Annotated in this window: 13 protein-coding genes; 5 read left to right on the top strand and 8 right to left on the bottom strand. The window is 74.2% G+C overall.

The features are described 5' to 3' along the window. Positions 1–8: 8 nt before the first annotated feature. Positions 9–839, bottom strand: a complete 831-nt coding sequence (locus ACFCLZ_RS02995; RefSeq protein WP_380283039.1) for an SDR family NAD(P)-dependent oxidoreductase — start codon at positions 837–839, stop codon at positions 9–11. A gap of 279 nt (positions 840–1,118) precedes the next feature. On the opposite strand from ACFCLZ_RS02995, the gene ACFCLZ_RS03000 reads away from it, so the two are divergent. The 3 genes from ACFCLZ_RS03000 to ACFCLZ_RS03010 are packed head-to-tail and all read left to right on the top strand — an operon-like array spanning position 1,119 to position 3,399. Next, positions 1,119–2,009, top strand: a complete 891-nt coding sequence (locus ACFCLZ_RS03000) for an oxaloacetate decarboxylase (protein ID WP_380283040.1) — start codon at positions 1,119–1,121, stop codon at positions 2,007–2,009. 8 nt (positions 2,010–2,017) lie between these two features. Further along, a complete protein-coding gene (locus ACFCLZ_RS03005) occupies positions 2,018–2,299 on the top strand; it encodes a hypothetical protein (protein WP_380283041.1) in 282 nt (93 codons plus the stop codon). Then, positions 2,296–3,399: a bile acid:sodium symporter family protein gene (locus ACFCLZ_RS03010; RefSeq protein WP_380283042.1), complete on the top strand. Its 1,104-nt coding sequence runs from the start codon at positions 2,296–2,298 to the stop codon at positions 3,397–3,399. The genes ACFCLZ_RS03005 and ACFCLZ_RS03010 overlap by 4 nt, the downstream gene beginning before the upstream one ends. Positions 3,400–3,499: 100 nt before the next feature. Here ACFCLZ_RS03010 and ACFCLZ_RS03015 read toward each other — a convergent pair whose 3' ends face one another. Next, positions 3,500–4,120 carry a TetR/AcrR family transcriptional regulator gene (locus tag ACFCLZ_RS03015; protein ID WP_380283043.1) on the bottom strand — a complete coding sequence of 207 codons (621 nt, stop codon included), beginning with the start codon at positions 4,118–4,120 and terminating at the stop codon, positions 3,500–3,502. Positions 4,121–4,238: 118 nt separating this feature from the next. On the opposite strand from ACFCLZ_RS03015, the gene ACFCLZ_RS03020 reads away from it, so the two are divergent. Next, the gene (locus tag ACFCLZ_RS03020) at positions 4,239–5,261 is read left to right on the top strand and encodes a hypothetical protein (protein WP_380283044.1); all 1,023 of its coding nucleotides are present in this window, start codon (positions 4,239–4,241) and stop codon (positions 5,259–5,261) included. A gap of 93 nt (positions 5,262–5,354) precedes the next feature. Here ACFCLZ_RS03020 and ACFCLZ_RS03025 read toward each other — a convergent pair whose 3' ends face one another. Together ACFCLZ_RS03025 and ACFCLZ_RS03030 are read right to left on the bottom strand one after the other, a co-directional pair. Further along, a complete protein-coding gene (locus tag ACFCLZ_RS03025; protein WP_380283046.1) occupies positions 5,355–7,337 on the bottom strand; it encodes a glycerophosphodiester phosphodiesterase family protein in 1,983 nt (660 codons plus the stop codon). A gap of 174 nt (positions 7,338–7,511) precedes the next feature. Continuing rightward, positions 7,512–8,213: a type 1 glutamine amidotransferase domain-containing protein gene (locus ACFCLZ_RS03030; RefSeq protein WP_380283047.1), complete on the bottom strand. Its 702-nt coding sequence runs from the start codon at positions 8,211–8,213 to the stop codon at positions 7,512–7,514. A 162-nt stretch (positions 8,214–8,375) separates the two neighbouring features. Between ACFCLZ_RS03030 and ACFCLZ_RS03035 the strand changes: the two genes are divergently transcribed. Beyond that, complete coding sequence (locus tag ACFCLZ_RS03035; protein ID WP_380283048.1) at positions 8,376–9,284, top strand: LysR family transcriptional regulator; 909 nt, start codon at positions 8,376–8,378, stop codon at positions 9,282–9,284. A 60-nt stretch (positions 9,285–9,344) separates the two neighbouring features. Here the strand turns inward: ACFCLZ_RS03035 and ACFCLZ_RS03040 are convergent, their stop codons facing one another. Genes ACFCLZ_RS03040 through ACFCLZ_RS03055 form a run of 4 tightly spaced genes read right to left on the bottom strand, consistent with a single transcriptional unit; the run spans position 9,345 to position 12,705 of the window. Next, entirely contained in the window at positions 9,345–10,358 is a 1,014-nt protein-coding gene (locus ACFCLZ_RS03040) for a class I SAM-dependent methyltransferase (RefSeq protein ID WP_380283049.1), read from the bottom strand. Further along, the gene (locus ACFCLZ_RS03045) at positions 10,355–10,975 is read right to left on the bottom strand and encodes a cysteine hydrolase family protein (RefSeq protein ID WP_380283050.1); all 621 of its coding nucleotides are present in this window, start codon (positions 10,973–10,975) and stop codon (positions 10,355–10,357) included. The genes ACFCLZ_RS03040 and ACFCLZ_RS03045 overlap by 4 nt, the downstream gene beginning before the upstream one ends. Next, entirely contained in the window at positions 10,972–12,111 is a 1,140-nt protein-coding gene (locus tag ACFCLZ_RS03050) for an isocitrate/isopropylmalate family dehydrogenase (RefSeq protein WP_380283051.1), read from the bottom strand. Before ACFCLZ_RS03050 ends, ACFCLZ_RS03045 begins: the two co-directional genes overlap by 4 nt. 60 nt (positions 12,112–12,171) lie before the next feature. Beyond that, positions 12,172–12,705 (bottom strand): EF-hand domain-containing protein, encoded by a 534-nt coding sequence (locus ACFCLZ_RS03055; RefSeq protein ID WP_380283052.1) that lies wholly within the window; start codon positions 12,703–12,705, stop codon positions 12,172–12,174. Positions 12,706–12,761: the final 56 nt, after the last annotated feature.

Below are 12,761 nucleotides of genomic sequence, written 5' to 3' on the forward strand. Positions count from 1 at the left end.
GGTCCGCCTCAGGCGTCGAAGGCCGTGGCCCCGGACTCCTTCTCCCAGGCGACGACGTCCTCCCGGACCTGGTCGAGGTGGGCGAGGACGGCGCCGGTCGAGTCCTCGCCGAGCGGCAGCCGCAGCGGGGTCCGCCCGGCCTCCAGCGCGGCCAGGATGACCGCCGCCGCCTTGTCCGGGTCACCGGGCTGCGAGCCGTGGCCGCCGGCCAGGAACGCGCGGGTCCCGCCCACCGTGGGGTAGATCCCGCTGTCCGCGCTGACCCCGGCCCGGCCCGCCTCGAACAAGGAGGTCCGGAACGCGCCCGGCTCCACGATCAGGACTTTGACGCCGAACTCCCGCACCTCGTCAGCGAGCGCCTCGGACAGGCCCTCCAGCGCGAACTTGGTCCCGCTGTACGCGCCGAAGCCCGCGAAGGACAGCTGCCCGCCCACGCTGCTCATCTGCACGATCGCCCCCGAGCGCCGCTCCCGCATCTGCGGCAGCACCGCCCGGACCAGCGCCGCCGGGCCGAAGAAGTGCAGGTCGAAGAGGTCGCGCAGCTCCTCGTCCGTGGTCTCCTCGACGGCGCCGACGTGGGTGCGGCCCGCGTTGTTCACCAGCACGTCGATCCGCCCGTGCCGGGCCAGGACGTCCCGCACGGCGCCCTCGATCGCGGCCGTGTCGGTGACGTCCAGCCGCAGCGCCTCCACCTGGTCGGGATGCGCGGCCGTCAGATCGTCCAGCGCCTCCGGGCGCCGTGCCGCGCCGACCACCACATCACCGGCGGCGACCGCCGCCCGCGTGATCGCCCGACCGAAGCCGCTGCTCGCACCGGTCACCAGCCATACCTTGTTCACGACAACTCCCCGCCGATCCGGTGGATCCCGTCGATCCGGTTTCTCCTGCCACCGATCAGCCTGCCGCCCCGTGGCGTTGCCCGTCCAGGGCCGGCGAGGAATTCATCCGACTTTCATATCCATATGACCGCATTCACTCCAAGGAGGGAACTTCATTTAAAGATTTGCCCACGGAACATTAAAGAGCGCATAGTGATGGCGTCTCAGTTGGCCCTAGGAATCACCAACTTATGGCAAAGGACCGTGCGCGTCCCGCACGGGTCCTTGGCAGAGGAGGAGATGGCGTTGCGTCACGGGAACCTTCACGACGGCTACGGGCAGCGGCTGCGCGAGCGGATCGCCACCCCGGAAACGACCCCGCTCATCGGTGTCTACGACATGTACTCCGCCTCCATCGCGGCCGCGCACTACGACGGCATGTTCGTCTCCGGCTTCGGCTTCGCGGCCTCCTACTACGGCCTGCCCGACATCGGCTTCATCGCCTGGCCGGACATGGTCGCCTTCGTCGAGCGGCTGCGCGGCGCGTTCCCCCGGCACCATCTGCTGGTCGACATCGACGACGGCTACGTCGACCCCGAGGTGGCCTGCCACGTGGTGCGGCGGCTGGAGCGGATCGGCGCCTCGGGCGTCATCCTCGAGGACCAGAAGCGGCCGCGCCGCTGCGGCCATGCCGACGGCAAGCAGGTCCTGCCCCTCGACGAGTACCTGGAGAAGCTGGACCAGGTCCTCGCCGCCCGCACCGACCTCGTCGTGGTGGCCCGCACGGACGCCACCGAGGAGTCCGACATCCTGCGCCGGGCCGAGGCGCTCGCCGCCACCGACGCGGACGTGGTGCTGGTCGACGGCGTGCGCAGCGAGGAGTGGATCCGCCGGATCCGCCGTGTGGTGGGCGACAAACCGCTGCTGTTCAACCAGATCGCCGGCGGCAAGTCGCCCCGGCTGTCGCTCTCCGAGCTCGGCGCGCTCGGGGTGGACGTCGCGATCTACAGCACGCCCTGCCTCTTCGCGGCCCACCAGGCGATGGACGAGGCGCTCGCCGGGCTGAAGGTGGCCGACGGGCGGCTGCCGGCCGCCGCCGGGGAGCGGCAGGAGATCGGCGTGCGCGAGTCCACCGAACTGCTGGAGCGCAACCTCCCGCGCCCGCACGCCCGCGAGGAGGTGGGCGTGTGACGCTCCGGATGGCGGCATCCCCTCGGCGGGTCGCGGCGGCCGGGCTCGTCGGGGCCTGGGCCGTGGTGGGCTGCGCCGCCGCAACGGAGGCGTCCGCCGCCGAACGCGGCCTCGTCACGGTGATCGACAATTCCGGGGCGGACTCGATCGTCGAGATCGACCGGACGGCCGACCTGCAGATCGGCCGCGGCTCGGCCGGCAGCGACCACGACGGCTCCACCGCCCTGGCGACCGGTCTGCTGGGCACCGCCCTGGCGCTCCCGGAGCCGGAGGAGGGGGGCGAGGAATGACCACGGCCCGTCAGCACCGGGCGCCGCCCGTAGCGCAGGCCCGGGGCCGTCCGCCGGGCGGAGGTGAGCGGCGGCCGTGGTGGCGCGCACTCGATCCGTATCCGGCGGCGCTGGCCGGGACGGTGGCGCTGGCCGCGCTGCTGCCCGCCACCGGGCGGGCGGCGCGTGGCGCGGACCTGGCCTGCGACCTCGCGGTGGGGCTGCTCTTCTTCCTCTACGGTGCCCGGCTCTCCACCCACGAGACGGTCGCCGGGCTGCGTCGGCTGCGGTTGCACGGACTCGTTCTGGCCTCCACCTTCGTCCTGTTCCCGCTGCTCGGGGCGGCCCTGACGGCACTCGTACCGGGACCGCTCTCCGAGCAGCTGCGGACAGGCGTGCTGTTCCTCTGTCTGGTGCCGTCCACGGTGCAGTCCTCGGTGGCGCTCACCGGCGCCGCGCGGGGGGACGTCCCTGCCTCGATCTGCGCCGGCGCCTACTCCAGTCTGGTGGGCCTGGTCCTGACACCACTGCTCGCGGCCTGGCTGCTGGGGGCCCGGGCGGCGCTGTCGGCCGACGGCCTGCTGCGGCTCTGCGCCCAGCTGCTCGCGCCGTTCGTGGTCGGGCAGCTGCTGCGGCCGTGGATCGGCGGCTTCCTGGCCCGGCACCGCCGGGCGCTCGCCCCGGTCGACCGGGGTTCGATCCTGCTGGTCGTCTACACCGCGTTCAGCGGCGCGATGGCGCAGGACGTCTGGTCCACCGTCACGCCGATCGCCCTGCTCGCGCTGGCCGGGGTCCTGCTGGTCCTGCTCGCGGCCGCCCTGGCCGCCGTCCGGCTCGGCGCGCGCCTGCTGGGCCTCGACCGGGCCTCCGCGATCGCGGCGGTGCTCTGCGGCTCGCAGAAGAGCCTGGCCGGCGGTCTGCCGATGGCCGCCGTCCTCTTCGGCCCGCAGGCCGGGCTCCTGGTACTGCCGCTGATGATGTACCACCAGCTCCAGCTGGTGGCGGGAGCCCTGCTCGCAGGCCGCTGGGCCCGGACGGCCGGCAGCCCGCCGGACGGCGCCGGGTCGGCTGCCGCCGAGGGCTCGACCCCTCCCGCACGCGCCTCTCCCGAGGCCGCCTGACGCCCCCGGAGGCACGACCGGCCCTGGGGCGCGCGCCGCGAACGCGCCGGTCACCGCTACTCGTTGACGCGCCGGTGGCGCCCTCAGGCCGATGGCGCCCTCAGGCCGATGGCGCGCCTCGGCCGCGCACCAGCGGCAGGTACACCTCGTCGACGATCTCGACAAGGACCTCGTCGGGGGCGGTGGGCACCCCGCGCACGACGAATTCGTTGCGCAGCAGGGTCATGGCGACGGTGGCGACCCTGGGGTGGAGCGCCTCCGGGGAGGCTTCGCCGCGGGCGATCGCGCGCCCCAGGATGGTCAGCCAAGGGGCGGCCCCCGCGTCGCCGGACTGCTCCTGGAGCTGCGCCAGGAGTTCGGTGGCGCCGCCGGCCGCCGCGAGCAGTTCCCGCAGGATCGCGCCCTGGGGGGAGCTCCAGTAGCGGTTCGCCTGGCGCAGCCACGCCAGGACGTCGCTCCGCAGGCTGCCGGTGTCGGGTGGCTGGACGGTCGTGGCAATCCGCCGGTAGGCGGCGACGGCGAGGGCGAGACGGTTGGGCCAGCGGCGGTAGAGGGCGTTCTTGTTGGTGCCCGCGCGGGCGGCGACCTTGTCCATCGTCAGGCCGGAGAATCCGGACTCGGTGAGTTCGTCCGCCGCCGCGCTCAGGATCGCGTCCTCCAGGGCGGCTCCGCGCCGCCGCGTCCGCCCGGCACCTGACGGACCCGTCGGTCGTTCCGGCATGGCCCCTACTCACTGTCGACACTCTCCGTACCTTCCGATTCTGGCCGCCGGCCCGGACCTTCAGCAAGTAGGGTACGGTCAGTACCGTAAATCTTCGCGATCGAAGAGGGAGCGACGCATGCGCGCCAAGGGCATCAGCTACGACACCGGATTCGCCCGCAACGGCCACCTCGGCCGTGAGCGGTTCGACGCGGAGGTGGTGCGGGGCGAACTGGCCGTCATCCGCGACGAGCTGCACTGCACCGCGGTCCGCATCATGGGCGGGGATCCGGACCGGATCGAACTCGCCGCCGGGTACGCCGCCGACCTCGGGCTGGAGGTCTGGTTCTCCCCCTACCCGCTCGAACTGACCACCGGCGAGATGCTGGCGCTCTTCGCCGACTGCGCCGAGCGCGCGGAACGGCTCAGGCTCCGCGGAGCCGACGTCGTGTTCGTGACCGGCGCCGAACTGAGCCTGATGAACAAGGGATTCCTGCCCGGCGACAGCACCGACGAGCGCGTGGCGCTCCTGAGCCGCCCCGAGCAGGCCCGCGAACACATCGGCGCGGCCGGCGCCAGGGTCAACGCGTTCCTGACCGAGGCCGTGGCAGCGGTCCGCGAGCGCTTCGGCGGCAAGGTCACCTACGCCGCCGTACCGCTGGAGAATGTCGACTGGGCCCCGTTCGACTTCCTGTCCCTCGACCTCTACCGGTCGGCCGAGATAGCCGACCAGTTCACCGCGGGCATCCGGCACCTCGTCACCCAGGGCAAGCCGGTGGCCATCACCGAGTTCGGCTCGGCCGGCTACCGGGGCGCCGGCGACCGGGGGGCGCGCGGCCTGGAGATCGTCGAGTACAAGGGCGACACCGCCGTACCGCTGCGACTCGACGGGGAGTACGCCCGGGACGAGACCGGTCAGGCCGCCTATGTGCGCGAACTGCTGGAGGCGTTCGACGCCGGAGGCATCGACAGCGCCTTCGTGTTCACCTTCGCCCTCTACGACTTCCCGCACCGCCCGGACGGCGACCCCCGCGACGATCTGGACCTGGCGAGCTACGGCATCGTCAAGGTCCTCGAAGACCGCACCGGCGCCACCTACCCGAACATGCCGTGGGAGCCCAAGGCCGCGTTCACCGCGGTCGCCGACTGCTACCGCGGCTGAACCGCCGTCCACGGGACCGGACCCGGAACGGCAGGGACCTCGCACCGCGGCGGGCGGTACGAGGTCCCCGGGAAGGAGCGCCGGGTGCGGGGGTCAGCTCCGCGGGGCGGCGTCCAGGGCGCGGGCGTCGCCGGCGATCAGACGGGCGCGGTCGGCGGGGATGCTGCGGCCGGCCTGGTTCTCGGCCCAGTGGGCGAGCGGCTGGTACTGGCCCTGACCGAGCATCACGGTCAGCGTGGCGACGGCGTTGCGGTCGGCGCCCGAGGTGAGCACCAGCGAGGCCAGGCCGGTCGGGGTGGCCGCGACGGTGAACTCGGCGGTCGTCTCGGCCCGGCCGCCGGGGCCGGTGGCCTCGGCGCGCAGGGTGTGCTTGCCGAGCGCCAGCGCGGCGGTGTCGAGGGGCGAGCCGGCCGGCAGCTCCGTGCCGTCCAGGGTGAGCCGGACGGTGTCGGCGCCGTTCGCCTGCACGGCGGTCACCGGCTGCTGGGCGCGGTCCAGGGTCGCACCGGAGGCCGGCGAGGTGATCGCCACGGTGGGCGCGGCCGGCGGGGTGGTGACGGTGCCGCCCTGGAGCCAGGCGGAGTTCCAACCGGCCAGCTCGGCGGGGCGGTTCGTGATGATGCCGTCGACGCCGGCGGCCTCCAGGGCCTTCCAGCGGGCAGCCGAGTCGACGGTCCAGACGTTGACCGCGACGCCGGCCGCGTGCAGGTCCTTCACCACGCCGAGGCGGGCCGCGAGGGCGCCGTCGGCCGGGTTGTAGGCGGACAGGCCGAGCTCCTTGGAGATGGCCACCGGGTCGGCGTCGAGGCCGCCGCGCAGCAGGCCGAGGGGCAGCTCGGGGGCCAGCTCACGGGTGTAACGCAGGGCGTCGACCTCGAAGCTCTGCACGAACACCCGGCCGGTCATGCCGTGGTCGCGGATCTCCTTGACGATCCGGGCGACCTCGTCCCGGGTGTGGGCGCCCTTGATCTCCAGCAGGAGGTTGCCGCCGCGGGTGCGCAGGTCCTCCAGCTGGGCGGCCAGGCTCGGCACCCGGGCACCCGCGTAGGTCGGGCCGAACCAGGAGCCGGCGTCCAGCGCGTCCAGCTGGGCGGCCGTCAGGTCGCGGATGCGGCCCTTGCCGTTGGTGGTGCGGTCGACGGTGTCGTCGTGCAGCACATAGGGGACGCCGTCCTTGCTGGGCTGGACGTCGTTCTCGATCCACTCGGCGCCGCCGCGCCGGGCGATCTCGTCCGAGTCCAGGGTGTTCTCCGGGGCGGCGGAGGAGGCGCCGCGGTGGGCGAACACGGTGAGCGGCGAGCCGGCGGGGCGCAGCCAGCCGCCGGGGGCGAGCGCGGTGACCTTGAGGTCGTCGAAGGAGACCTTCGAGCCGTTGACCACCAGGGCCTGGCCGCCGTCGGCGCTGCGGGCGACCTGGGTGGTGCGCATCACCTCCTTGCCGTCGAAGATCCAGCGGGCGGTGGTGCCGTGCACCTCGACGGCGACCCGCACGTCGCGGCCGGTGCCGGCGGCGGTCGGGGCGGAGGCCGTGTTGGTGACGTTCCAGCTGTTGGCGGGGGTGCGCTGGGCGAACTCCAGGCCGTTGGCGGCGGTGGTGCCGGAGCGCATGGTGGCGATCGACCAGGGGGTGGCGCCGCTCGCGGGGACGTCCAGGCCGAAGGCGGTCCAGCGGGCGGCGTCCTGGACGCTCTCGAAGCGGGCGGTGGCCTCGAGGCGGAAGTCGTTGAGGTGGCGGCCGAAGGTGATCCGGCTCTGCTGACCGGAGTTGGCCGAGGTGCCGACCAGTCGGCCGTTCTCGACCTTCCAGTCGCCCTCGACCGCGCTCCAGCCGGCCGGGAGCGCGGGACCGGCGAAGTGCTCGTCGACGACGACCTCCCCGGCGGCCGGAACAGCGGCCGCAGCAGCGGCCGGGACGGCGGGCGCAGCCGCGGGGGCGGCGTCGGCCGGGGCCGCGGGCTCGGCGGAGGCGGCACTCGGGGAGGTCAGCGCGACGGTGGTGAGGCTCAGTGCGGAGGCGACGGCGGCGGCGAGCAGGCCGGTGCGACGTGCCCGGTGGGGGCGGTGACTCTGTGTCATGGGCGGCACGCTAGGGACGGCGACCGAACCGGAAGCCACCACTCCGAAAACCGTTCGTGACCATTGCGCGTGCGGTTCGTGGCGGTGGCGGATTCCCTGCGGTGCATGGCCGGTTCGCTCCCGTGCGGCGCCCCGGCGAGCAATCCCCGGCGGCGGCCCGCACCGCCGCGCACGTCAGGCGGACAGCTTCTTCAGCAGCTCGACGGCGAGCGGGGCGGCGGAGGCCGGGTTCTGACCGGTGACCAGGTTGCGGTCGACGACCACCTTCGGCGCCCAGGGCTCACCGACCTGCACATCGACGCCGGCCTCGGCGAGGCGGTTCTCCAGCAGCCACTTCGCCTTGTCGGCGAAGCCGGCCTGGGCCTCCTCCTCGTTGCTGAACGCGGCGACCCGGTAGCCCTCGAAGGCGTTGCCGCCGTCCTCCTCCACCGCGGCCAGCAGCGCGGCCGGCCCGTGGCAGACGACGCCGAGCGGCTTTCCGGACTTCAGCGCGCGGACCAGCAGGCGGCCGGAGTCGGCGTCGACCGCCAGGTCCTCCATCGGACCGTGGCCGCCCGGGTAGTAGACGGCGTCGTAGTCGTCCAGCCGGACGTCCTCCAGTGCGATCGGGCTCTTGAGCTCCTCGGCGGCGGCGAGCACCTCCGCGACCCTCTGCGAGCCCTCCTCGCCGCCATTGACGTCCGGAGCGAGGCTGGCGGCGTCGACGGTCGGCACCACGCCGCCCGGGGTGGCCGCGGTCACCGTGTGGCCGGCGCCCTTGAACACCTCGTAGGGCGCGGCGGCCTCCTCGGCCCAGTAGCCGCTCGGGTGCCGGGTGCCGTCGGCCAGCGTCCAGTGGTCGGCGCCGGTCAGCACGAAAAGGATCTTCTTCGACATGGTGGTGGTCTCCGGGTCGTCGGCTCGTCGTGTCGACTCGCTCCTGCCCTCGACGGTAGGCGCGCCCGACCGTCCCCACCAATCGGAAAACCGATACCGGACATCGGCCCGCGGATGGCTCCGCGCCGTCTCCTGTCGGCCGGATGCCTAGGATCGGCGGACATGAGCGATAGGAATTCCCATGGGTCGGGGCCACTGGACCTGAACCAGCTGCGCACCTTCCTGGCGGTCCACCGGACGGGGTCGTTCACCGCGGCGGCACGGCGGCTGCGGCTGTCCCAGCCGACCGTCACCGCGCAGATCCGGGCCCTGGAGGAGCGGCTGGGCCGGGAGCTGTTCGAACGCCGGGCCCGGGGCGTCGTCCCGCTCCCCCACGCGGACGAACTCGCCGCCCGGCTGGCGGAACCGCTCGACCGGCTGGCGGACGTGGCGGGCGCGGGGCCCGACCGCGCGCCCGAGCCCGTGCACCTGGCCGGGCCGGCCGAGTTCCTCTGCACCGTCCTGCTCGGCGCGCTGGCCCCGCTGACGGCCCGGGGCGTCCGGTTGCGGGTGGCCACCGGGCTGACCGACCCGCTGCTGGCGGAGCTGCGCGCCGGACGCCACGACCTGGTGGTCGCCACCCACCGTCCGCGCGGCCGCTCCCTGCACGCCGAGCCGCTCGCCGACGAGGAGTTCGCCCTGGTCGCCGCCCCGGCCCTGGCCGCCCGGACGGCCGGTGAGCCGCTGCCGGACGCCCTGGAGCGGGAACCGCTGGTGGCGTACGCCGAGGACCTGCCCATCGCCCGCCGCTACTGGCGCCATGTGTTCGACCGCCGCCTCCAGGTCCGGGCCGCCGTCACCGTTCCCGACCTGCGGGGCGTGCTGGCCGCCGTGACGGCCGGGGCGGGCTGGACCGTGCTGCCCGGCTACCTCTGCCGCGCCGAACTCGAATCCGGCGCCCTGCGGCTGCTCCACCTGCCGGACGACCCGCCGATCAACACCGCCTACCTGGTGCGGCGACCGGGCCCGTCCGCCAACCCGCACGTCGCGCTCGTCCGCGAGCGGCTGCTGTCCGCGGCCCGGACCTGGTGACCCCCGGGGGTCACCCCCGACCACGGGCGTGTCGGCCGGTCGCGCGCCCGCCGGGATCGGTCAGACAGGCCCCGGCCCGCCCTCCCGGCGACGGGGGCCGGGGAGCGGTCCCCCGGACAGCGGTCCCCCGAGCAGCGGCCCCCGCGAGGCGAAGGTCCAGCGGTTGGCGGCCAGCGCGTCGTCGGGCTCCGGCCGGGGGCCGCGGCCGTAGTGGCGGGTGAACTCGAAGGGCGTGTGGGTGACGGTGGACCAGCCCCGGGCGGCCAGGTCGGCGGCGGTGTCGGGCCGGGGCTCGTCGTCGAACAGGACCAGCAGGTCGATGCCGAGGCGATCGCGGGCCGCGAGGTACACGGGGTTGCGACGCACCACGGCGGGCTCCATGCCGAGTTTCACCTCGTAGGCCAGACTGCTCCCGGCGGCGCTCAGCCGGTCCACGGTGGCGGCCAGGCGCGACTCCGCGGCGGCGGGCAGGTAGAGCAGCAGGCCCTCGGCGAGCCACGCGGTCGGCTCGCCGGGGCAAAAGCCGGCGGCGGCCAGCGCGCCGGCCCAGTCGAGGCGCAGGTCGCAGGCCACCGGCACCCGCCGTGCCGTCGGCCGGGCGCCGATCCGGTCGAGGACCTGCTGCTTGAACGCGAGCACCCGGGCCCGGTCGAGCTCGAAGACGGTCGTGCCGGGCGGCCAGTCCAGCCGGTGGGCCCGCGCGTCCAGTCCGGCGCCGAGCAGCACCACCTGGCGGGCGCCGAGTCGGGCGGCCCGCAGCAGGTGGTCGTCCAGGGCCCTGGTCCGCAGCGCGAAGTAGCCGCCGAGCCGCCCCCACAGCGGGTCGTCCGCGCCGTCCGGCCCCTTGGGGACGTCGCGGGGGTGGACCGGCCAGTGCGTGGAGGCGCGGGCGGCGCGGACGAAGTGCTCGGCGAGGGGGTCCCGGGCCAGGGCGTCGGGCCGGCGGCTCTCGATCGCGCGGGCGGCGGCGACCATCAGGGCGGTCCGTCCGACGCCCTCGTCGACGCCGGAGGTAGTGCCGGAAGCAACACTCGTGGCGCCGGTCGTGACGGGGGCGGCCGCTGTGGCGGTCATGGGCCCTCCAAGTGCTCGGGAAGCCGTGTCCAGACGGCGGGTCGGTCGTGGGTGGTGACGCGGGCGCCGTAGACGCGGCCCATGAAGCGCAGGACGTCCTCGTCCGGGTAGTGCAGGGCGGCGGTGCAGTCACGGAGCACCGTCACGTGGAAGCCCTTCTGGAAGGCGGTGCGCGCGGTGCTGTCCACGCAGACGTCGGCGAACACGCCCGCGAACACCAGGTGCCCGATCCCGCGCCCGGAGAGGTGCGCGCCGAAGCCCTCGCCGAGGAAGGCGTCGAAGCAGGCGTACTTGGTGAACACCGCCTCGCCGGGCTCCGGCACCACGGCGTGGAACTCGGCGCCCCAGCTCCCGTCGAGGCACTTGGGGCGCTTGCCCAGCGCCGCGTCCCGGTGGCGCCAGGCGGCGCCCTGGTGGACGGGGTCGCCGAGGAACCGGACGAAGACCACCTCGGTACCGTGCGCCCGCGCGGTCCCGACGGCCCGGGCGGAGTTGGCCGCCACGGCGGCGAGCCGCTGCGGGTCCCCGGGGTAGCGCGCGGCGGCGACGGGACCGGCGCAGAAGTCGTTCTGGAGGTCGACGACGACCAGCGCCGTCCGGTCCGTGCCGGCCGTCACGAACGGTCCGTGAGCAGGCCCGCGGGCAGGGTGCCGCCGGCCGGCGCAGCGGACCGCGCTCCCCCGGCCGGCGGCCGGCCGGCAACCGCCGCCGGCGCCGCCAGGGCGCCGAGCACGGCGTCGACCACGGCGGTGGTGGAATGCCGTCCGCCGAGGTCGGGTGTCCGCACACCCCGCGCCCCGGCGGCGGCCAGGGCGCCTTCGACGGCGGCCACCGCGCCCGGGCAGCCCGCGTGCCGTTCGGCGATCGCCGCGGCGGCACGCAGGGTGGCGACCGGATTGACGGTGTCCTTGCCCGCGAGGTCGTCGGCGGAGCCGTGCACGGTCTGGTACTCCACCAGCTCCCCCAGCTCCGGATGGAGGTGGACGTTCTCCGTGCAGCGGTTCTCCTGCCGCTCGCCACCGAACCGGTCGAGCAGGACGACGTGCATGATGTCGGCCCACTCGTTGCCCGCCACGATGACGGTGCGGTCGGCGAAGCCGTGCGTGATCAGGTTGCGGTTGACCGTGTCGGGCTGGAACAGCCGCACGTCCACGCCGAGCCCGCGCGCGAGTTCGCCCACCCAGTCGTCCAGGGCGCCGTCCAGCAGGTGGAACTTGTAGGCCATCACCACCCGGGCGGGTCCGCTGTCGGGCCACTGCCGCCAGGCGCGCCGGACCGCGAACTCCAGCACCTTGCCGGTGACCTCCCGGCTGAACTCCATGGTCCGGGTGACCACCCCCGGGGCGTGCCGGTTCTCACCCGTGTAGAAGCCCTGGGCCTCGTCCCGGACCAGCAGCAGCGAGGCGTCGCCGGCGGCGATCGGCTCGACCTTGACGGCCTGCAGCCGCTGGCGGACCAGGTAGAGCGACTGCGCGTTGACGGCCGTCCGGAAGACGGCCGTCGTGCCCGACCTCGCCCGGTCCCGGCAGAACCGCTCGTAGTGGCCGGCGTCCTCCTCGGTCAGCCGGCGGATCCGCTCGGTGTCGGCCACCTCCTCGCGGAGTGACACGTACGAGTGGTAGGTGCGCGGGGACTTGACGATCTCGATCTCGGCGCCGTGCGCCGTCGCTATCCGGTGCAGGGCCCGTTCGAAGACGGTCGCGAGCTCCGCGCCCGTACCCCGGCCCACGGCGAGTCCGACTGCTGGTTTCACGCTGCTCCTCGGCTGGTCGTCGACTGGTCCGGTACGGGCGGGGTGCCGCGGCCGGACGGATCAGGTGGTCGGGCCGCCCACCAGTTGGTCGCCCGGGATGCCGGCCTTGTCCGGCGCGTAGTAGTCGCGGATGCCCTCCGCCCAGGTGGCCACCGGGATCCGGTCGTCGGCGGTCGGCCCGAAGGCGTCGAAGAGGGCGTCGATGTTGGCGTGCCCGAAGCCGATCGCGGTCATCAGCGCGATGAACCGCGGGCGTTCGACCAGCCCGTCGCCGTCCGGGTCGCCGAGTGCGGCCAGGGCGTCGGCGAACTGCCCGATCGTCGGGCCGAAGCGCTCGGGCGACAGCACGAAGCCGCGGAACTCCTCCCGGGTGACCACGCCGTCCCCGTTGGAGTCCAACTCCGTCTCCAGGGTCACCCAGTAGCGCCGGAAGGCGGCCTGAACGGCCTCTTTGGCGGCCTCGTCCGAATCGGCCGCCGCCCCGACCACGCGCTTGGACATCAGGTCGAAGTCGCCGATGTCGATCACGCCGTTGCCGTTGGCATCGAACAGGTTGAAGACCAGCTCGATCCGCTGGGTGGCCTCGGTCCGCATGTGCCGCTCCTTCGCTCCGTACGTCGGGCGCTCGGTGCCCGATCGGTCTCCCACTA

The organism is Kitasatospora purpeofusca (genome assembly GCF_042691725.1).
In the GTDB taxonomy this organism is placed as follows: Bacteria; Actinomycetota; Actinomycetes; order Streptomycetales; family Streptomycetaceae; genus Kitasatospora; species Kitasatospora purpeofusca_B.